Source organism: Synergistaceae bacterium, from assembly GCA_012521675.1.
Lineage (GTDB): Bacteria > Synergistota > Synergistia > Synergistales > Aminobacteriaceae > JAAYLU01.
Window position 1 is genome coordinate 1 of the sequence record JAAYLU010000074.1, and the last position, 20,231, is coordinate 20,231.

A 20,231-nucleotide genomic window follows, 5' to 3' on the forward strand; every position below is an offset into this window, starting at 1 on the left:
CGTTCGCCAACGTCGTCACCCGGTACTTCATCTTCTACGCGCTGGCCTTCACCGAGGAGGTCACCATCAACCTGTTCGTCTGGCTCGTGATGCTGGGGACCGCCATAGCCTTCAAGAAAGGGGCCAACCTCAGCATGACCTTCGTCTACGACAAGCTTCCCGCCAGGGGGAGGAAGCTCTGCTTCTTCTCGTCCACCGCCCTGTCCCTGGCCTTCTTCGCTCTGCTGGCCTACCTGGGGTACGTGCAGGTCTCCGACGAGATCGCCCTGTCCGTGACCTCTCCGTCGCTCGCCTTGCCGGTGTGGTGGTACACGATCTCTCTGCCCGTATTCTCGGCCCTGATATTCATCCGCATCCTTCAGGCGGCGATAGAGACAGTACGAAGCGACGGCTTCCAGGGGGGGTACTGACGTGGACGCCCTGCTTCACGAGCCTGCCTTCTGGACGATAGCTCTCTTCATCCTGCCGCTGCTGATAAAGGTCCCGATCGCGGTGGCGCTCGGGTCCGCGGCGATATTCGTCGTGTGGAACTGGGACCTTGGCTACCAGATGCTCTCCTACAGCTTCTACTCGGGGATAGCCAAATTTCCCCTGCTGGCGATACCCTTCTTCATCCTGGCCGGTGTCATCATGGAGAAGGTCGGGATAGCCGAGCGCATCATAGCCCTCATCAAGCAGCTCGTCGGCGACATGACCGGCGGGCTCGCGGTCGCCACGGTCATAGTGGCGGCCTTCTGGGGGGCCGTCAGCGGCTCCGGCCCGGCGACAGTCGCCGCCCTGGGGCTCATCCTCATCCCGGGCATGGCGGAGGCGGGCTACGACAAGGCCTTCGCCGCGGCGACCGTCTCTGTCTCGGCTGGGCTGGCGATAATAATCCCGCCCAGCATCTCGTTCATAGTCTACGGGGACATCATGCAGCAGTCGGTGGGAACCCTATTCGCCGCCGGGGTCCTCCCGGGCATAGTCGTGGCGGCCTTCCTCTGCATCTCGGTCTGGTTGGTCAGCAGGATCCACGGCTACAGGGGCGCCCCAAGGGGAAGCGCCTCCGAGGTGCTTCGCGCCTTCAGGGACGCCTTCTGGGGGCTCTTCACCCCCGTTATCATCCTCGGGGGCATATACGGCGGGGTGTTCACCCCGACCGAGGCGGCCGCCGTGGCAGTCTTCTACGGCCTGTTCGTCGGCGTGTTCATCTACCGCACCCTCACAATCCGCGTCCTGTACGACATACTGAGGGAGACGGTGGCTGCGACCTCCGTCGTGATGATCGTCGTCACCTGCGCCGGGCTCTACTCCTGGCTCGGGGCCACGGTGGGGCTGATAGACAAGATCGCGGTCCTGCTGCTCGGCATATCGGAGAACCCGGTGGTCATCCTGCTGATGATAAACATAATCCTGCTCTTCGCCGGGATGTTGCTCGACGCCATCTCCATAGCCTATGTCTTCCTGCCCATACTTGCGCCGGTGATCATGGCCTTCGGATGGGACCCGATCTGGTTCGGGGTCATGATGACGGTCAATATGGCGATAGGACAGGTGACCCCGCCCGTGGCGGTCAACCTGTACGTCGGCGCCAGGATAAGCGGCCTGACCATGGAGCAGATCTGCCGCCCGATCGGGCCGTTGCTCGTGGCCGCCCTGGCAGCCATGATCGTGATCACCGCCTTCCCGGAGATCTCGCTCTTCCTGCCTCGGATGATGGGCATGATGTAGCCCCGGCCGGAAGGCTTTCGCGATCCTTGATGAGGAGGGGAACCTTATGGCTTCACCAGTGATTATGCCCAAGCTAGGGCTGACAATGAACAGAGGAACCGTCTCCAGGTGGGGCGCGGGGGAGGGAGAGCCGGTCCGGAAGGGGGACCTCCTGATGGTGGTCGCCACGGACAAGCTCACCTTCGACGTGGAGGCGCCGGAGGACGGGGTCCTGCTGAAGATTCTCGTCCCGGAGGGAGGGGAGGCCCCGGTCGGCGCCGTGATCGCGTACATCGGCGCCGAGGGGGAGGTGCCGCCGGATGTCGCTGCCTCGCCCCTTCCGCCCTCGCATGAGCCGGTGCCCTCGCCCGCTCCCGCCCCCGTTGCCGTCGTGCCCGCCGGTGACTTCGTGCGGGCAACCCCCCTGGCCCGCAAAATCGCCCGCGAGAGGGGCCTGGACCTTGCTCGAATCGAGGGCACGGGCCCCGGTGGAAGACGCCTCCGCAGGGATGTCGAGGCCGCGGCTCGTGCGAAGGCAAGCCCCGTCGCGGCGAGGATGGCGGCGGACCTGGGGCTCGACCTGGCCTCCGTGAGAGCGGACGGGCGAGTCATGAAGCAGGACGTGATCCGTGCGGCGACCGAGCGGCTCCCCGCAGGCGACGTCGAGGTCCCCCTGACCCCTATGCGGAGGGTTATAGCGGAGAGGATGAGTTTGAGCAGCTCCACCATCCCGTCCGTCACCTACCACGTGGACGCCGACTTCACGGAACTGTCGGCCGCCAGGGAGAGTCTGCGGGAGGAGGCCGCCCGGTCAGGGGTAAAAATCTCCTTCAACCACCTGCTGATGAAGATCTGCGCCGTGGCACTGACCGAGTTCCCCATGGCGAACTCATCCTTCGGAGCGGACTCGATCACCATGCACGGGAACGTGAACATAGGTCTGGCCGTGTCGGTCGAGGGAGGGCTGCTGGTCCCCAACGTCAAATCCGCCCAGGACAAGGGGCTGCTCCAGATCGCCCTAGAGACGGAGGAGCTCGTGAGAGGGGCCAGGGAGGGAACCCTGCCGCTCGATTCGGTGCAGGGTGGAACCTTCACCCTCACCAATCTGGGCATGTTCGGCACGAGCGGTTTCACCCCTTTGATAAACCCGCCGGAGGCCTGCATCCTGGGGCTGAACGCCGTGGTCGACAGGCCGGTGGCCATAGGAGGCGAGGTAGTGGTGCGTCCGATGACGACCCTGTCCCTGTCGGCGGACCACAGGATCCTCGACGGAGCGGAGGCCGCGCTCTTCCTGGCGCGCATCAGGGAGCTGGTCGAGAACCCGTGGCTCCTGCTGCTGAAATGAGGCGGGCGGCATGAGCGCAAAGAGGGTTGCGGTGATAGGAGCCGGCCCCGGCGGATACGTCGCCGCCATACGGGCCGCGCAGCTTGGCGCGGACGTGACGGTGGTGGAGAGGGGAGCGGTCGGCGGAGTATGCCTGAACGTCGGTTGCATCCCGACCAAGGCGATGCTGCACGCGGCGGAGCTGTACGACCTGGCCCGGGAGGGCGCGGCCTTCGGGGTCGTCGCCAAGGGGGTCGCGCTGGACTGGGGGGCCCTAATGGAGCGGAAGAGGGCCGTGGTCGACCAGCTTGTTGCAGGTGTGCGAACCCTGCTGGACAGCAACCGCGTCAGGCTGATCGAGGGAGAGGCGTCGTTCGAGACGCCGAGAGAACTGTCGGTGCGCAGGGAAGACGGCAGCAGGGAGAGTGTGGCCGCCGATGCGGTGATAGTGGCGACCGGGTCCGCCCCGGTGATCCCGCCCCTGCCCGGCATCGACGTCGGGGGAGTGATCACCAGCACCGAGGCCCTGTCGCTGGAGTCGCCCCCCAAGTCAGTCGTGGTGCTGGGGGGCGGGGTCATAGGGCTCGAGTTCGCGTCCCTCTTCTCCTCCCTGGGCGCGAGCGTCTCCGTCGTCGAGATGCTACCTGAGATACTGCCGACGATGGACGAAGAGATCGCCGGGATACTGAGGGAAGCGCTGGCCAGGAGGGGAGTGGCCTTCCACCTGGGCTCGAGGGTTTCCGAGGTCGCCAGGAGCGGAGGAGACCTGATCGTGCGAGTGGAGACTCCGTCCGGCCCGACAGTCCTGAGAGCCGAGAAGCTGCTGGTCGCGGCGGGCAGGCGCCCTGTATCGGAGGGGCTCGGTCTCGAGCGGATCGGCGTCGCGACGGAGAGCGGAAGGATCAAGGTGGACTCGCGCATGAGGACCGGGGTCGAGGGGGTGTACGCCGTGGGCGACTGCGCCTCCCGCATAATGCTGGCCCACGTAGCCTCCCGCGAGGGGGAGGTGGCGGCGGAGAACATCATGGGTGCCTCCGTTGTCATGGACTACAAGACCGTGCCGAGCGTCGTCTACACGAGCCCGGAGGCGGCCTCCGCAGGCATGTCGGAGGAGGAGGCCCGTCGCTCCGGCCTTAGCGTGAGGGTCGGCCGATTCCCGATGTCCGCCAACGGCAGGAGCCTCATCGCGAACCAGGGCGACGGGATGGTGAAGTACGTGGTGGACGAGAGGTACGATGAGATAGTCGGCGTCCACATGGTGGGGCCGGGCGCGTCCGAGCTCGTCGCCCAGTCCAGCCTGGCACTGAGGCTCGAGTGCACGGTAGACGAGCTGATCACCACGATCCACGCCCATCCGACCGTGAGCGAGGCGATGCGCGAGGCAGCGGCAGCGACGAGGGGTACGGCGGTGAACCTGCCCGCTCGGGGGTGAAACTCGAGCGCGTGGCATGGTGACGAAGGACCCGTCATGTGATATCCTTCGCCTTATAGTTTTTTCATCGTTCAAGGCTTTCGGAGGGCAATACGGATGGACAGTTTATTCCTGGGGCCGATTTTAGGCTCGGTGATCGCGCTGTTGGTTGCGGTACCTGTAGCGCTCCGTCTTCACGCCAGGCGCACCGCCGAGATTTTGCGGAAGGAGGCCCTGGCGAGAGCGGAGCTCGGAGAGAACATCGTGAGGCTCAATCTGCTTCTGGAGAACAGCGCCGCCGCTACCTACATCTTCAAGGGCATGCGCTTTCTCGCCTTCAACCGCGCCACCGAGGAGCTGACCGGCTACTCGAGGGAAGAGCTGCTGGCCATGACCGAGCTTGAGCACTTCCACCCCGACTACCGCACCATCGCGAAGGAGAGGTCGCTCGTCAGGGCCAGGGGAGAGCCCGTACCCTCCTTCTACGAGATCAAGCTGCAGACAAAGGATGGAGAGACCAGGTGGGCCGACTTCACGGCGCGCGACGTCATATTCGACGGGCAGAGGTGCGTGGTCGGAAGCGCTCACGACGTGACCGAGCGCAACCGCATCAAGAGCGAGCTCGAGCTCAGTGAGGCCAGGTACAGGTTCCTGACCGAAAACATGAAGGACGTGGTATGGACCATCGACACCGAGACGATGCGCTTCGTCTACATGAGCCCGTCCGTCGAGAGGCTCCGAGGTTACACACCGGAAGAGGTCCTCGCGGCCCCGATAGACGACTCCCTTACCCCCGAAGACGCGCCCAGGATACGGGAGCTTACCAAGAGGGGCATCGAAAGGCTCAACAGTGAGGGAGCGCCCCCAGACGCCTCTTTTCTCACTTTGGAACTCCTCCAGCCTTGCAAGGATGGCACTCTGGTCTGGACCGAGACAGTGGTCTCCATACAGAGAAATCCCGTCAACGGCAGATTGGAGGTGCACGGGGTGACCCGCGACATCTCCGAGCGCAAGGAGGCCCAGGCCAAAATGGCCGAGCAGGCGCTGCTGGACCCTCTGACAGGCCTGTCGAACAGGAACCTGTTCTCCGACCATCTCGAACTGGCGATAGCGGCCTCCCGCCGGAACGGCACGCGGATAGCGCTGCTCTTCCTCGACCTTGATAGGTTCAAGCCGGTGAACGACACCTACGGGCACGCCTTCGGGGATCTGCTGCTCAAGCAGGTGGCGGACAGACTGTCCACCACCGTGAGGGGGATGGACACGGTCGCGCGCATTGGAGGGGACGAATTCCTCGTTTTGATGCCGGGCGAGGATGAAGAGGGGGCCTCTGCCGCCGCGGACAGGCTGGTGGAGGCCATTGGCAGGCCCTATTTCATCAAGGGGAGGGAGATAGAGATATCCTGCAGCATCGGGATCGCCTTCTTCCCCGAGGACGGTGCCGACGAGATAGAGCTGGTGAAGAACGCGGACGAGGCTATGTACAGGGCCAAGCAGGCGGGCGGCGCGAGCCGGCGCAAGTACAGGGGGTAGCCTGGCGGGGACTTGGCTCAGGACAGAAGGAAGTCCAAAAACTCCTCGATCCCCGCGCCGTTGAAGTGCAGCCCGGGAGGGAAGGCTTCCAGGGCGGCGCGCAACGAGTCCTCCCTGTAGAGCCGCCCCTCCAGCTCCCTCTCGAACAGGTCGCGGTTGTCGTGGCCGAAGTAGTCGCCGAAGAACCGCGCTTTCACTATAACGCCATCGGACACATCCAGCAGGGCCTCGACTCCGCCCCAGGGAAAGCGCCTCTCCTTGCGCTCCGTGAAGGACGGAGACTCCCCCCAGTTCCACTCCCATGAGCCGTACTTCGAGTCGCGAAGCCTCTCCGCCTCCGCGACCCGCCAGGGCTCGACCTCCATCGGCCTGGCGTCCGGCACGCAGCCTCGCAGGGCCTCCATGAACTCCTCCACGGTCAAGTGCCCGGGCATCAGTGACATCACATTGGCCACGCGGCTCCGGACCGAGGCAAACCCCTTGGAGGCGAACTTCCCCTCGTCCACCCTAAGTGCATCCTCAAGGGCGGACAGGTCCGCGTCGAACAGGATCGCCCCGTGGTGGAGCAGATGTCTCCCGTCCGAGTGCTGGGCGCTGCCCGAGATCTTTCTCCCGTTCACGCACAGGTCGTTGCGCCCGCCGATCTCCGCCCGGACCCCCAGTCGCTCCAGAACTCTCACCACCGGCAGGGCGAAGCGGGCGAAGTCGAACGCACCGTCGTCCACGAACGGCAGGATGAAGGAGTAGTTCACATTGCCCAGGTCGTGGTACACAGCTCCGCCCCCGGTCATCCTCCTGGCCACCCTGATCCCCCTCTCCCTGGCGAAAGGACGGTTGACCTCTCCGGCCGTGTTCTGAAAGCGACCCACTATCACGGACGGCTCGTTCCTCCAAAGCATGAAGACGCCTCCGTCGGGGGGAAAGCGGAACAGCCGCTCCTCCAGGGCGAGGTTGAATGCCGGGTCGTGCGATACGTTGTCGACGAAGTGCACTATCGCCTACCTCCACTTGCGGAATGTGCCCTTGCAAAAGGGAAGACTTGGGTCCATTATACAGGGGAGCCTGTATCGGGAGGTGCATCGGAATGCTCGATTCTCTGGAGATAGTAGTATTGATGGAGGACTCCGTTCCTATGGACGGGGAGCTGGTCGCGGAGCACGGCCTGTCGTTCCTCGTCAGGGGTACGAAGAACGGCCGCGGCGTGTGCGGCCTGCTGGACGTCGGGCAGACGCCCGACCTGCTCGCCAGAAACATGAGGGAGCTCGGCATATGCCCGGGCGAGATAGAGTTCGTCGTGCTCTCGCACTGCCACTACGATCACACGGGAGGACTGGCCGCCCTGGTCGCCTCGGTCGGCAGGCGCGAGCTTCCCGTGATCGCCCACCCGGAGGTCTTCCGCCCTCACTTCAAGATGGCCCCGGCGGTCCTTCCCCTGGGAGTGCGCCCCGACGACAGGCGCGAGGCCGTCGAAGCGGTCGGAGGCGTCTTCCTTCTCTCCGACGTCCCCTTCCCCATAGCCGCCGGACTGACGACCACCGGCGAGATCCCGCGCGTCACCGACTTCGAGGGCAAGGCGAGGGGCTTTTACACCCTGTGCGACGGCGCGCCCGTGCCCGACCCGATGATGGACGACATGGGCATGATCGCCCGGGTGAAGGGCCGGGGCATGGTGCTGCTCTCCGGCTGCAGTCACTCGGGGGTAATAAACATGCTGAAGCGAGCGCGCAGCCTCTACCCGGACGATCCGGTAGTAGGGGTCATCGGAGGCCTGCACCTGGTGAACGCGAGCGACGAGGCTATGGACGGGACGATCGAGGGCCTGAGGGAGTTCGACCCGGAGTGGATCGCCTGCGGCCACTGCACCGGCTTCCCCATGCAGGCACGGCTGTTGGGCGAGTTCGGCGACCGCTTCACCCCCCTCTCCGTAGGGCAAAGGTACGTCGTGGAGTCCTGAGCGGACGTTTGGCAGCCCTTGTCATCCCTAGGAGCTCGCCATCCTGTCATCCCGAGGTGTTCGCCAACTTGTCTCATCCCGAGGTGTTCGCCAACTTGTCTCATCCCGAGGCGCTCGCCATCCTGTCATCCCGAGGCGGGTTTATGCCGAGGGATCTGGCTTTGCGGTTATGCGGGATCGAGATCCCTCGTCGCGTCGCTCCTCGGGATGACAGGAAAAGCGCTGCTTCTCGGGATGACAGGAAAAAGCAATGGTCGTTCGGGATGTAAGCAGGCGACCGAATGGGCGTTTTTTCCGTTCGCGTCGGTCGCTTATCCCGAGAAACGGAGCGACGAGGGAACCCGATGACAGGAAAACTCTTGCGTTTATTGTGCGGCAAGCCCCTAGCCGCCTGATTGCAATCACAGGGAGGTAATTATTCGTTGTTTCTTTTCCGTCTGTTGTTCAAGGCGGCGCCCCTGCTGCTCTTTCTGCTCTTCTCCAGGATCATGAGGGAGGCGGTTCGCGGTGCCCGGGTTCCGCCGGGCGGTCCCTTCGGCGGCGCCGGGCCCTCTGGTGGACCCGGTTCCTCCGGCGGCACCGGTCCCAGGCGCGATACAGCGGGACCCGGGCGCGCCAGGAACCCCTATTCCGTCCTCGGCTGCTCCCCCTCGGCCTCGGACGACGAGGTGAGGAGGCGCTACCGGGAGCTGACCGCCCGCTACCACCCGGACAAGTTCATCGGCCAGAAGCTGGACGACGACTTCGTGCGGCTCGCCTCCAGCAAGTTTCAAGAGATCCAGGAAGCCTACGCGAGGATTCGCTCCGCCAGGGGAATTTAGCCCGCGGAGCTTGTTTTTCGGGTACAATGGAACAGCCTGGGGAGTGGACCCGGGACAAAATTACCCCGGTAGGGGAGAAAGAGGAGAGTACTTTGTCAACCCTTGAGTTCTACACAGATCCCGAGAGCTTCTCTCAGATCCAGTCGCAGGCGAGGACAACCATCGAGTCGGCGTTTTTCGGAAACAACGTGATCCCGGTGACGAGCCTCGAGCAGGCGTACGAGCTGGCGAAAAGCTCTCCAGGGACGGTGGAGATGACCGGGATGCCCGTCCTTCGGCCGGTGGAGCAGGGCATTCCGGAGGGGGCCAACGTGCTCCTGATGAACGACGGCATAGTCGTCGGGCGGTGCGCGGCGGCCAGGAAGATAGTCGGGGAGCCTGGCGTCGACATGGCCGAACTCGCCCCCCTGCTGAGGGAGGCGGTCTACTGGTCCCGGTTCCGCAACTACTACTCGGCCGAGGCGTACATAGGGCTCGAGGAGGACTTCATGGTCAAGGCGCACCTGATGGTCCCCGAGAACTTCGAGAACCTGGTCTACAACTGGATGTTGAACTTTCAGTACCTGAGCGATGAATACAAGAAGATGTACGCCGCTTCCCGAAAACTGCCGGACGGCGACATATTCGTATTCGCGGACCCGAACTGGACCTCTCCCGACTACCCCTACGGCCTGGCCTTCTTCGACCCGATCCACAACTGCGCGGCCATCCTGGGCATGCGCTACTTCGGAGAGTATAAAAAGGGCACACTCACCCTGGCCTGGGGCATAGCGGCGCGCAACGGCTACGCCTCCTGCCACGGAGGCCTGAAGCGCTACAATCTTGACGGGGGGCGGTCGTTCGTCGCGGCTGTCTTCGGCCTGTCGGGATCCGGCAAGTCGACCATAACCCACGCTCGCCACGACGACAAGTACGAGGTGACGGTTCTCCACGATGACGCCTTCATCATCAAGACGGACGAGAAGTACTCGATAGCCATGGAGCCGACCTACTTCGACAAAGTACAGGACTATCCGATGGGGTGCGAGGACAACAAGTTCATAATCACCCTGCAGAACTGCGGGGTCACCCGCGGGGCGGACGGGCTGCTCCACGCTGTCACGGAGGACCTGCGCAACGGCAACGGCAGGGCGATCAAGTCCCGCTTCTGGTCCCCGAAGAGGGTGGACAGGATAGACGAGCCGATAGACGCCATCTTCTGGCTGATGAAGGACCCCTCCCTGCCCCCGGTGTTGAAGCTCGACGACCCGGACCTGGCGGCGACCCTCGGCGCGACCCTCGCCACCAAGAGGACCTCGGCCGAGCGCCTGGCGTCCGGCGTAGACCCCAACGCCCTCGTGATCGAGTCATACGCCAACCCCTTCCGCACCTACCCCCTGTCGATGGACTACGAGAGGTTCAAGTCATTGTTCGACGACGGGGTGGACTGCTACATACTGAACACGGGGGAGTTCATGGGCAGAGATGTGAAGCCGTCGGACACGCTCGGGATAATCGAGGCCATAGTGGAGGGAACCGCCTCCTTCGTGCCCTTCCTGTCGTTCACCGACATAATGACGATGGACCTGCCCTCCTTCCCGATCGACCATGACGACGAGAAGTACCGCAGGGAGCTCCAGACCCGCCTGAAGGACAGGCTGTCCTTCGTCGTCTCCAGGGCGACCGAGAAGGGCGGCCTGGACAAGCTCCCGCCCGAGGCCGAGGCAGTGCTGCGCAAGGCGGTCGAAGAGGCAGGGGCTGTCTAACCGGAAAAAAACAACGAGGCCGGGGCTCGTCCCCGGCCTATCTCATCCTGCAGGTCGGGGCCCGGTACTCGGCCACAATCTCGTCGCCTCGCATCAGCCGGGCCCTGGCGATTATCCTTCGGCCGCACACCCAATCGAACCCCTCGCGAGCGGACCGCTCGTCCGTCCTGTCCCTCTCCACACCCTCGTAGTCCCTGGCCGCCCCCGGCCACGACCGCCACTCCCCGGTCAGGGGCTCCTGGTACATCACCAGCCAGGAGTAGTCGTCGAACACGCCCAGGACCCGGTATCTCTTGCGCCCCTCCCCCTCCAGGAAGATCAGCACGCTTATCTCGTCTCGGAACCTTGTCACGGTCCCGGAGTATTCGCCCGCGGCGCTGACCCCCGAGAAAGACGCCGACTGTCCGTCGCGGACTATCCCCTCCGCCTCGCACCATCTTCGAATGAAGGCGATCAACGAGTCGAAGTCCAGCGATATTTCGTTGGCAGCGGCGTACACCTGCGCGAACCGCCGCTCCAGTATGAACTCCCCCTCCCGGTGCGACGGGGCGCACAGCAGGTGGAGCCCGGCGGGAAAAAAACGGGTGTCGTTCATGTCGCCTCCCCAGGGTGTATAATGGCAACTTCTCTCTGCTATAATCATACACCAGGCTAAGTTGTACACGGAGGACAGTAATAATGGAAAAAACAACGGACAAATCGCGCGCGATGGGTACCGACTCCATCGGCCGCCTGATGCTTCGCTTCTCCATTCCCGCGATAGTCGGAATGGTGGCCAACGCGCTGTACAACATAGTCGACAGGCTCTTCGTCGGACAGACGGTCGGGGCCTCCGGGATAGGGGCGATCAGCGTCGTCTTCCCCTTCACCATAATGGTCATAGCCTACGGCCTGCTGATCGGAGTGGGCGCCGGGTCTTACATCTCCATGTCCCTGGGCGAGAAGAGGCGCGCCAGGGCGGAGAAGGGGATGGGAAACGCCATCCTGCTCATAGCCGGAGGGGGAATCGTGCTCACCCTGGTCGGCTTCTTCTTCGCAGAGCCGATACTGAGGCTCTCCGGGTCCGGCGACACCCTCCTTCCGATGGCGATGGAGTACATGGGATACATAGTCTGGGGGGTATTCTTCTCGAACTTGGCCTTCGGCCTGAACTACTTCATCCGGGCGGAGGGAAACCCGCGATACGCCATGTTCACTCTGATCATAGGCGCGGGGGCGAACGTGGCCCTGGACGCCTGGTTCATCCTCGTCCTGGACATGGGCGTGGCCGGCGCTGCGATAGCCACCCTGATCTCGCAGGTCATATCGGCCTCGTGGGCGGTGGCCTACTACGTGCGCAGGATGGGGGCCCTGCGCTTCCGCCTGAAGAACCTGAACCTGGAATGGCGCGTCGTGAAGCGGATCCTCGCGGTCGGATCGGCGCCCGCCCTGACCGAGATAAGCTTCACCTACGTCCTGATAGTCTTCAACCGCACCCTGCGCCTCTACGGCGGGGACCTGGCGATATCGGCGATGGGGATCTTCTTCAGCCTGGACAGCCTCTTCTTCCTGCCGGTGCTCGGCCTTGCAGGCGGTGTGCAGCCCATAATAAGCTACAACTACGGGGCCAAGAACTACGACCGGGTTATACGATCGGTGCTAGCGGCGATAAAGATCGGCGCTCTCTTCTTCACCATGAGCTTCACCCTGGTGATGCTGGTTCCCGGCCACATGATACGACTGTTCAGCCCCGACAACCCGGAGCTGCTGGCGATGGGCGCAAGGGGCATGAGGCTGGCCTACTGCGGCATAATCCTGGCCTCGGTGAGCTTGGTGGCGTCTCACACCTTCCAGGCCATAGGCAAGGCGCGGATAGGCATCTTCCTGACCCTGTCGAGGCACTTCTTCTTCATCCTGCTGCCCCTGTTCATACTTCCCCCGATACTGGGGATCGACGGGGTGTGGCTCTCCATGCCCCTGTCGGACCTTGGCGGGGCGATGGCGGGGTCTTGGTTCCTGCGGCGGGAGTTCAGGGAGATGAGGTCCTGCGAGGCGCTTCTGAGGATTTCCCTCGACGGGGGGTGCGGCGCGCCCGCCGATTGAGTATAATGTAGGCCGAACATTCCTGTATATGAAGTCAAGGAGCGATAATTTCATGAGGAGGGATGCCCGAACGACGGGCTGTCCCAAGGGGGTGTAGGGATGAGTGACACCGCTGCACATCCGCCGGGAGGTCGTCCGGACTATCGCGAGGTGAGTCCGTAATGGGCGAGCAGTCGGGCAAGTTCGGATCCGAGCGCTTTCTGGTAGGCGACGGCGGCAAAAGGCTCTTTCTCTATCTCTTCGGACTGACTCTGTGTGCGACCGGACTGCACCTGGACTCCCCGGAGACCGTGTTCAACGGCATTTTGCGCATTATCACGGAGCCTGACTACCTTATCTCCGACTACTTCTACGTCGGCGGTCGGGGTGCTGCATTCCTTAACAGCGGCATCCTCGTGCTTCTTTTCACCACGATACTGGTCTACTACAAGGTCAGGATAAGAGGCATATCGATAGCGTCCATCTTCACCGTCGCGGGTTTCTCCCTGTTCGGCAAGAACCTCTTCAACGTCTGGTTCATCTTCGCGGGCGTCTGGCTCTACGCCAGGCACCAGAGGGAGTCCTTCCTCAAGTTCATCTACATAGCCTTCTTCGGGACCTCGCTGGCGCCCTTGGTGAGCCAGCTGATGTTCGGTGCCTACATTCCCGCCCCCTTCAAGTACCTGGCCGGGGCCGGCGCGGGGCTGGCCGCGGGCTTCATCCTCCCCTCCCTAGTGCCGGCATTCCTCTCCGTCCACAAGGGCTACAACCTCTACAACGTCGGCTTCGCCGCCGGGATGATAGGCACCATATTCGTGTCGCTGCTGCGCTCGCACGGGTTCGTCGCGGAGGCCAGGGTGCTCTGGTCCACCGGGTCCAACGTGATACTCGCCCCGCTGCTCCTGGAGCTCTTCCTGCTGATGATACTGGTCGGCAACTACCTGAACAACCGATCGTTCAGCGGCCTCAACGACATGTGGAGCCACCCCGGACGGCTGCTGGCGGACTTCGTCGACATCTTCGACTTCCCGCTGACCCTGGTCAACATGGGCATCAACGGCATGATAGTCACCCTGTACCTGCTCTTCTTCGGGGACATGAACGGGCCGACTCTCGGCGGGGTCCTGACGGTGGTCGGCTTCAGCGCCATGGGCAAGACCCCCCGCACCATCCTGCCCGTCATAGCCGGTGTGATGATCGGCAGCATCTCCAAGGAATGGGGCCTGTCGGACCCGTCGGTTCAGCTCGCGGTTCTGTTCGGAACCACTCTTGCGCCTATCTCGGGCGAGTTTGGCTGGAAGGCCGGTATGATCGCCGGGTACATCCACACCTCCGTGGTGCAGTACGTGGGGGTGCTGCACGCGGGATTCAATCTTTACAACAACGGCTTTGCAGGGGGGCTGGTGGCGGGGATGCTGGTACCCCTTTTCGAGGCCCTGAGAGGAAGGAGGAGACGCGGTATATGAAGTACGAAAGGCTAGTCGTCTCGCGCATAGTCAGCGAGATGATGAACTTCTTCTTCTCGATGGGCGCGGGCGAATTCACGTCGCACGTCATCAGAAGCGACGAGAAGTTCGAGATAATCATCGAGACGGACTACACTGGCAACCAGACCAGCAAGATCAGGGAGATGACGCGGCTCCTTCGGATGCCGCGCGCCGAGGAGAGCGAGGAGTACTTTTGGTCTCTCTCCGGCGAGATCAGCACGGGACAGGAGATCTACCTCGTCGGCATCATGACCGATCACGTATCGGTCGATCACGACGAGGAGGAGAGGCGCGTCCGCATCAGCCTAATACGCCTCCTGGACTGATCCGAAAGGGGAAGATAAGAAAAATGGCCAAGATACAACTTACCATGGACCTGCTCGAGGAGGCCCTTCTCGGGGCGTCCGTCCTCGGCGGAGGAAATGGAGCGCAGATAGACGAGGCCATGGAGCTGGGCGAGCTTGCGCTCAAGGTCAACCCGCCAGTGCTCCTGGACATAGAGGATCTGCCGCCCGACGGAATGGTGGTGACCTGCGCCTCCGTGACCTGCCCCCACAGAAGCAAGGCCCCGTTCGTCAGCCCAAGGGCGCACGTCAGGAGTCTGGAAATCCTGCTGGAGAACGGCCTCGAGCGACCCGCCGCCCTCACGCCCAACGAGAGCGGCGGCGGGGGCATAGTCAACGGATGGCTAGAGGCGTCCGTCCTCGGGCTGCCCGTCGTCGACGCCCCGTGCAACGGCCGTGCCCACCCCACGCCCGAGATGGGCTCGATGGGGCTGCACCTGGACTCCGACTACCACGGAATGCAGGCCTTCGCGGGAGGAGACCCGGAGCAGGGCAGGTACGTCGAGGGGATTCTGCGCGGCGGCATCAAGATGGTCTGCACATCCCTTCGCCACGTGGCCTGCGCGGCCGGGGGAATCCTGGCCGTCGCCCGAAACCCGGTGAAGGCCGAGTATCTGGAGAAGCACGCGGCGCCCGGTGCGATAAAGCTCGCCATATCCCTCGGGCAGGCGATTAAAGAGTCGCGCATCAACGGCGGTGCTGCGGTCGCCGATGCAGTGCTGTCGATACTCAACGGAGAAGTGCTATACAGCGGCAAGGTCGACGCCGTGGACAGATTCACAGCGGGAGGCATCGACTCGGGCGCCGCATCCATGGGCGACCTCTCCCTGACCTTCTGGAGGGAGTACATGACGGTCGAGCGGGGTGACGAGGAGGAGGAAGACGAGAGGGAGAGGCTTGCCACCTTCCCCGACCTGATCACCGTATTCGACGCGGCCACCGGCATGACGATCCCCGGCGCCGAGATCGCAGAGGACATGGACGTCATAATGATCAGGGTGCCCAAGGCGAGGCTGCTGCTCGGCGCGGGGATGCGCTGCCCGGACCTCTTCGAGCAGGCTGAGAAGGTGATAGGCAAGGAGCTGCTCCAGTACCTGGAGCTTTGAGGTCGCGAGGTGGCTTTTTCGCCCGAATGGCGGGGGGGGAGATAATTCTCGGGCGGGGACTGGATCCCCGCCTTTTCAGTAAAATAATTCGCAGTTCCCTGTTCACAATATGGGGTTTGCATGTTACAATGCTTTCGCATAGGTAATTATACTGAGTTCGCAGAAGGTAGTTCTCGCTAGAAAACTTGATGAAAGGAGCGCCGAGGGTGGAGATCAGGAAAAATCTTCAGTGGTACTGCCTGGTACTGGCCATATTCATGCTTCCTCTTGCCGGATGCTCCCTCTCGGGAGGCGCCTCCAGCTACGAGGAGGCGCGGGCGATAGCGGAGGAGGCTTACATCTTCGCCTACCCGATGCTGGAGAACTACCGGATGATGCAGATGCAGGCCATCACCGCGGACAACTTCAACCGCCTCGTCCACTCGACGGAGCTGAACGGCCCGGGCGTGGCCGACGGCATCAGGGAGCAGAGGGACACCCTCTCCTCCACCGCCTGGCTCGACCTCCAGGCCGAGCCCATGGTGCTGACCGTGCCGCCTGTCCCGGACAGGTACTACTCCTTCCAGTTCATCGACATGTTCGCCTTCAACTTCGCCTACGTCAGCCCCCGCGCCTTCGGCAGGTCGGGGGGCGTGTTCGTCATAGCCGGCCCGGACTGGAACGGCAAGAAGCCTCGCGGAGTGGACTCCGTATTTCGCTCGGAGGGCAACTTCGTCCTCTGCATGGGGCGCACCGAGGTGAACGGGGAGGACGACATACCCAACGTGCGGGCCATACAGGAGCGCTACACCCTGAAGCCTTTGAGCTCCTGGCTGGGGATGGCGCCGCCGAAGGCCCCCTCCCGCGATCCCTTCCCGCTGTACATGAGGATAGCCGCCGACTCGGCCCACTTCATCTCCTACCTCAACTTCATGCTCGGCCAGACCGTGCAGCATCCGTCCGAGGAGCAGCTGTACGAGCGCTTCGGCATGTTGGGCATCGGCCCCTCCTACCGCTTCGACGCCAACGAGTTCAGCGGCACCATCCGCGACGCCATAGACGACGCCGTCGAGTCCGCTCTCGAGCAGATAGAGGACTCGCAGGCCGTCCTCTGCGAGGAGACCAACGGATGGGCCCTCTACCGCCGGGTCTTCGGCGACCGGGAGAGGATGCAGGGGCTCTACCTCGTCAGGGCGAGCGCGGCCAAATCCATGCTCTACGGCGCGGATCAGGAGGAGACGACCTACATCAACGCATTTTACGACGAAGACGGCGATCCGCTGGACGCCTCCGAGCAGAACTATGTCCTGCGCTTTGAGAGGGATGAGCTGCCGCCTGTCGACTCGTTTTGGTCCCTCACCATGTACGAGTCGCCGAGCCTGAGCCTGGTCGAGAACGACCTGGAGCGCTACTCCCTCGGCAGCAGGACCTCGTCCCTGATCTACGGCGCGGACGGGTCGCTCAACATATACATAAGCGCCGAGTCCCCCGGAGGCTCCAACGAGGCCAACTGGCTCCCGGCTCCCGCCGGCCCCTTCTCGCCCACCCTGCGGCTCTACCTCCCGCAGGCAATCCCCGGGACGCAGCACTACGTCCCCCCCGCGATACGTAAAGAATAAGCAGACGACCGAACGGGCGTTTTTCCCGTTCGTGTCGATCGCTTATCCCGAACGCCCAGCGGGCGGAGGGATCCCGTGGGGGTTGCCGCCCAACCCGAGATCCCTCGCTCCGCTCGGGATGACAAGTGTGGACTCCGCTCGGGATGACAAGTGTGGACTCCGCTCGGGATGACCGGATGCCGACGTTCTATTCCTCTGGCAGTGCCTTCGTCAGCTCCGGGATGAATGAGACCGATACCGCCTCTCCCTCGCCGAAGACTCTCTGCGCGTCCGGGTTGTCCACCTGCACCAGTATCTCCCCCATGTCGGTCGACACGAACGACTCTATGCTGTGACCCAGATAGACGTTGGTCGTCACACGTCCGTCCAGTATCCCCTCTCCGGGCGGCAGCAGGGTCAGCGACTCCGGTCGGCACATCACCAACGCCCGGTCCCCGGCGCTCAGCCGTTCGGAGAAGCGCGGCAGGACGAAGGTCTTCCCCCTGACCTCGACCGTGCAGGCCTCGTCTATTCCTTGCACCGTGGCGGGGAAGAAGGCTACCTTGCCTATGAACCCCGCAACGAAGGCGTCCACCGGGTCTCGGTAGATCTGGTGAGGCGTGCCTACCTGGACTATCCTCCCCTCGTCCATCACGATGATCCTGTCCGACAGGCTCATCGCCTCCACCCGGTCGTGCGTGACGTAGGCGGCTGTTATGCCCAGCGACTTCTGTATTCGCCTTATCTCCACCCTCATCTGCTCCCGCAGCAGGGCGTCCAGGTTCGACAGAGGCTCGTCCAACAGGAGCACGGACGGCTCCACTATCAGTGAGCGAGCCAGCGCGACTCTCTGCTGCTGTCCCCCGGACAGGCGAGACGGAGGTCTCTTCGCCAGGTCGCCCAGGCCGACCATCCCGAGGTAGCGCATCACCCTCTCGGTCAGCTCCCTCTGCGGCACCTTGCGCAGCTTCAGCCCATACGCCACGTTGTCGAAGACGTTCATGTGGGGGAAGAGACCGTAGCTCTGGAAGACCATCGCCGTGTCACGCTTGTTCGGCGGCAGAAGGGTGATGTCCTCCGAGTCGATCTTTATCCTCCCCGTGGTCGGCAGCTCGAAGCCGGCGATCATGCGCAGGGTCGTCGTCTTGCCGCACCCGGACGGGCCCAGCAGGGTAACCAGCTCCCCCGGCTCGATGGTGAAGTTCGCCCCGTCGACCGCGACCACGTCGCGCCCCGACTGCGGATCCTTGAAAATTTTGCTCACGCCCTCTAGCGTGACTGATTTCGATTGAATATCCATTGGCACAACCCCTTAGTTGCTCACGGTCTTCGCGAGGTTTTCGTTCTTCCTGACGAGTATGTGCAGCAGGCCGAAGGTCACCAGCACTATCACGATCAGAGTCGTCGCCAGCACACTCGCCAGCCCGAAGCGCAGACACTCCGAGAAGTTGTATATCTGCACGGTAAGGTGGTACCACTTGGCGGAGATCAGGAAGATCACCGCGCTGACAGCGGTCATCGAGCGCACGAAGGTGTACGACAGGCTCGATATGAATGCCGGCCTCACAAGAGGCAGCACGATCGTGCGGAAGATCGTCGGCACGTCCGCGCCAAGGTCGGCGGCCGCCTCCTCTATGGACGGGTCGATCTGCCTCAAAGATACTATCCCCGCCTCCACCCCCACCGGAAGCTCCCTTATGACGTAGTTGATCACTATGATCGCCCCCGTGCCCACAAGTATCAGGGGCGCCTTGTTGAAGGCCAGTATGTAGCTGATTCCGACCAGCGTCCCCGGCAGGGCGAAAGGAGTGAGTATCAGCATGTCCAGCAGCTTCTTCCCGGGGAAGTTCTTCCTCGTCAGCACCAGCGCCGCTATCATCGCCAGGAAGCCCGCTATCGGCGTGGCCATTCCCGCAAGTGTCAATGTATCAAGAAGCACTCGCCAGCCCCGCTCGAACGCCTCGCGAATGTTCGACAGGCTGAAGGAGTAGTCTATCCCCCAGTTCTTGACGAAGCAGCCGGCGATTATAGTGCCGTACAGGCTCAGCAGGAAAGCGATGATCACGAACATCACCGCCAGCAGAACTCTTTTCAGACCCGGCGACACAAGGTCTGTCAGCCGTGCCGACGGCTTGCCCGTCACCGTGACGAACGACCTGCGGCTCACCCAGTATCTCTGCACCAGGAAGGCCGACAGGGTCGGCATAAGCAGCAGCAGCGACAGGGCCGCTCCGTGCCCCAGCCTGTTCATCCCCGTGACCTCCATGTAGGACTCCACCGACAGAACGCGGAAGTTTCCCGCCAGTATCAGCGGGTTGGCGAAGTCCGCAAGAGAGTTGGTGAACACCAACAGCCAGGAGCTCAGCAGCCCCGGCACGGAGAGGGGCAGTGTGACCGTCCTGAAGGTCTCCCACCTGGTCGCCCGCAGGTTCATCGCCGCGTCCTCCAGCGTCGAGTCTATCCCCTCCAGCACCCCTATCATCGTCAGGTAGGCTATCGGGAACATCCCCATCGTCTGGACGACCGTCAGCCCGCCGAGCCCGTAGATGCTGAATCCCTCCAGCGACAGCAGCTGCCTTGTTATAAGCCCGTTGTTCCCGAACAGCAGGATTATCGACAGGGTGAGCGAGAAGGGGGGCGAGATGACAGGCAGGGTCGCTATCGCCGACAGAACCCTCTTGCCCCGGATCGCGGTACGCGATATGACGAATGCGAAGAGGAAGCCGACCGCGGTCGAGGCCGACGCGGTGTAGATCCCAAGCTCGATGCTGCCACGCAACGCGTTCATGTACTGCTTCTGCGACAGTATCGACTTCCAGATCTCCAGCGAGAACCTGCCCTCCTGCACGAAGGTCAGGCGCACCGCCTCGAACAGGGGGTATGCCACGAAGACCGCGACAATAGTGAAAAGCCCCAGGATGATAAAGCCGGTGACCGGGTCGCGGCTGTAGGTTGCCACCGCGAATACGGCCGTGAATATCACGAGTGCGAGTATGAACAGCCCCCTCATCAGGGTCAGGAAGCTGTCGAAGTCGGACGACGAGATCAGGAAGATCGCCGTGCCGATAATATCCCCCGTCTCTCCGTCGTAGGCCGGCGCGAACAGCACCCGGCGGACCTCGCCGCCCACCGTCAGCCGGTCCGAGGGTTGGTAGACCTCGTCGTACATGCTGCTCTCC

The 20,231-nt window shown here is 63.1% G+C and carries 16 protein-coding genes and 1 pseudogene; 13 read left to right on the top strand and 4 right to left on the bottom strand.

Annotated elements, in window-relative coordinates:
• From GX181_07515 to GX181_07535, 5 genes are all read left to right on the top strand, one after another.
• On the top strand, nucleotides 1-410 hold a 410-nt coding region (locus GX181_07515), incomplete at its 5' end, for a TRAP transporter small permease (GenBank protein ID NLM71789.1).
• Between the two features lie 10 nt (nucleotides 411-420).
• Complete coding sequence (locus GX181_07520) at nucleotides 421-1,710, top strand: TRAP transporter large permease (protein ID NLM71790.1); 1,290 nt, start codon at nucleotides 421-423, stop codon at nucleotides 1,708-1,710.
• A 46-nt stretch (nucleotides 1,711-1,756) separates the two neighbouring features.
• On the top strand, nucleotides 1,757-3,034 hold the full coding sequence (locus GX181_07525; protein ID NLM71791.1) for a 2-oxo acid dehydrogenase subunit E2: 1,278 nt from the start codon (nucleotides 1,757-1,759) through the stop codon (nucleotides 3,032-3,034).
• A 10-nt stretch (nucleotides 3,035-3,044) separates the two neighbouring features.
• A complete protein-coding gene (gene lpdA / locus GX181_07530) occupies nucleotides 3,045-4,445 on the top strand; it encodes a dihydrolipoyl dehydrogenase (protein NLM71792.1) in 1,401 nt (466 codons plus the stop codon).
• Nucleotides 4,446-4,541: 96 nt separating this feature from the next.
• Nucleotides 4,542-5,957 (top strand): diguanylate cyclase, encoded by a 1,416-nt coding sequence (locus GX181_07535; protein NLM71793.1) that lies wholly within the window; start codon nucleotides 4,542-4,544, stop codon nucleotides 5,955-5,957.
• A 17-nt stretch (nucleotides 5,958-5,974) separates the two neighbouring features.
• Here the strand turns inward: GX181_07535 and GX181_07540 are convergent, their stop codons facing one another.
• Entirely contained in the window at nucleotides 5,975-6,949 is a 975-nt protein-coding gene (locus tag GX181_07540; GenBank protein ID NLM71794.1) for a lipoate--protein ligase, read from the bottom strand.
• A 92-nt stretch (nucleotides 6,950-7,041) separates the two neighbouring features.
• Here GX181_07540 and GX181_07545 point away from each other — a divergent pair, with 92 nt between their 5' ends.
• The 3 genes and pseudogenes from GX181_07545 to GX181_07555 all read left to right on the top strand — a co-directional run bounded on the left by GX181_07545 (nucleotide 7,042) and on the right by GX181_07555 (nucleotide 10,477).
• Nucleotides 7,042-7,911, top strand: a complete 870-nt coding sequence (locus GX181_07545) for an MBL fold metallo-hydrolase (protein NLM71795.1) — start codon at nucleotides 7,042-7,044, stop codon at nucleotides 7,909-7,911.
• A 620-nt stretch (nucleotides 7,912-8,531) separates the two neighbouring features.
• Nucleotides 8,532-8,732, top strand: a pseudogene (locus tag GX181_07550) (DnaJ domain-containing protein).
• Between the two features lie 26 nt (nucleotides 8,733-8,758).
• The gene (locus GX181_07555) at nucleotides 8,759-10,477 is read left to right on the top strand and encodes a phosphoenolpyruvate carboxykinase (ATP) (GenBank protein NLM71796.1); all 1,719 of its coding nucleotides are present in this window, start codon (nucleotides 8,759-8,761) and stop codon (nucleotides 10,475-10,477) included.
• A 37-nt stretch (nucleotides 10,478-10,514) separates the two neighbouring features.
• Here GX181_07555 and GX181_07560 read toward each other — a convergent pair whose 3' ends face one another.
• Entirely contained in the window at nucleotides 10,515-11,072 is a 558-nt protein-coding gene (locus tag GX181_07560; protein ID NLM71797.1) for a hypothetical protein, read from the bottom strand.
• Nucleotides 11,073-11,155: 83 nt separating this feature from the next.
• Between GX181_07560 and GX181_07565 the strand changes: the two genes are divergently transcribed.
• The 5 genes from GX181_07565 to GX181_07585 all read left to right on the top strand — a co-directional run bounded on the left by GX181_07565 (nucleotide 11,156) and on the right by GX181_07585 (nucleotide 17,073).
• Nucleotides 11,156-12,559 carry an MATE family efflux transporter gene (locus GX181_07565; protein NLM71798.1) on the top strand — a complete coding sequence of 468 codons (1,404 nt, stop codon included), beginning with the start codon at nucleotides 11,156-11,158 and terminating at the stop codon, nucleotides 12,557-12,559.
• A gap of 161 nt (nucleotides 12,560-12,720) precedes the next feature.
• The gene (locus GX181_07570; GenBank protein ID NLM71799.1) at nucleotides 12,721-14,004 is read left to right on the top strand and encodes a DUF1576 domain-containing protein; all 1,284 of its coding nucleotides are present in this window, start codon (nucleotides 12,721-12,723) and stop codon (nucleotides 14,002-14,004) included.
• Complete coding sequence (locus GX181_07575) at nucleotides 14,001-14,351, top strand: hypothetical protein (protein NLM71800.1); 351 nt, start codon at nucleotides 14,001-14,003, stop codon at nucleotides 14,349-14,351. Before GX181_07570 ends, GX181_07575 begins: the two co-directional genes overlap by 4 nt.
• A 23-nt stretch (nucleotides 14,352-14,374) precedes the next feature.
• On the top strand, nucleotides 14,375-15,475 hold the full coding sequence (locus GX181_07580; protein NLM71801.1) for a DUF917 family protein: 1,101 nt from the start codon (nucleotides 14,375-14,377) through the stop codon (nucleotides 15,473-15,475).
• Nucleotides 15,476-15,681: 206 nt separating this feature from the next.
• Complete coding sequence (locus tag GX181_07585) at nucleotides 15,682-17,073, top strand: DUF1254 domain-containing protein (GenBank protein NLM71802.1); 1,392 nt, start codon at nucleotides 15,682-15,684, stop codon at nucleotides 17,071-17,073.
• A 187-nt stretch (nucleotides 17,074-17,260) separates the two neighbouring features.
• Here the strand turns inward: GX181_07585 and GX181_07590 are convergent, their stop codons facing one another.
• Together GX181_07590 and GX181_07595 are read right to left on the bottom strand one after the other, a co-directional pair.
• A complete protein-coding gene (locus tag GX181_07590; protein ID NLM71803.1) occupies nucleotides 17,261-18,352 on the bottom strand; it encodes an ABC transporter ATP-binding protein in 1,092 nt (363 codons plus the stop codon).
• A gap of 12 nt (nucleotides 18,353-18,364) precedes the next feature.
• Nucleotides 18,365-20,231, bottom strand: a 1,867-nt coding sequence (locus GX181_07595; GenBank protein NLM71804.1) for an iron ABC transporter permease, incomplete at its 5' end; no start/stop codon positions are given.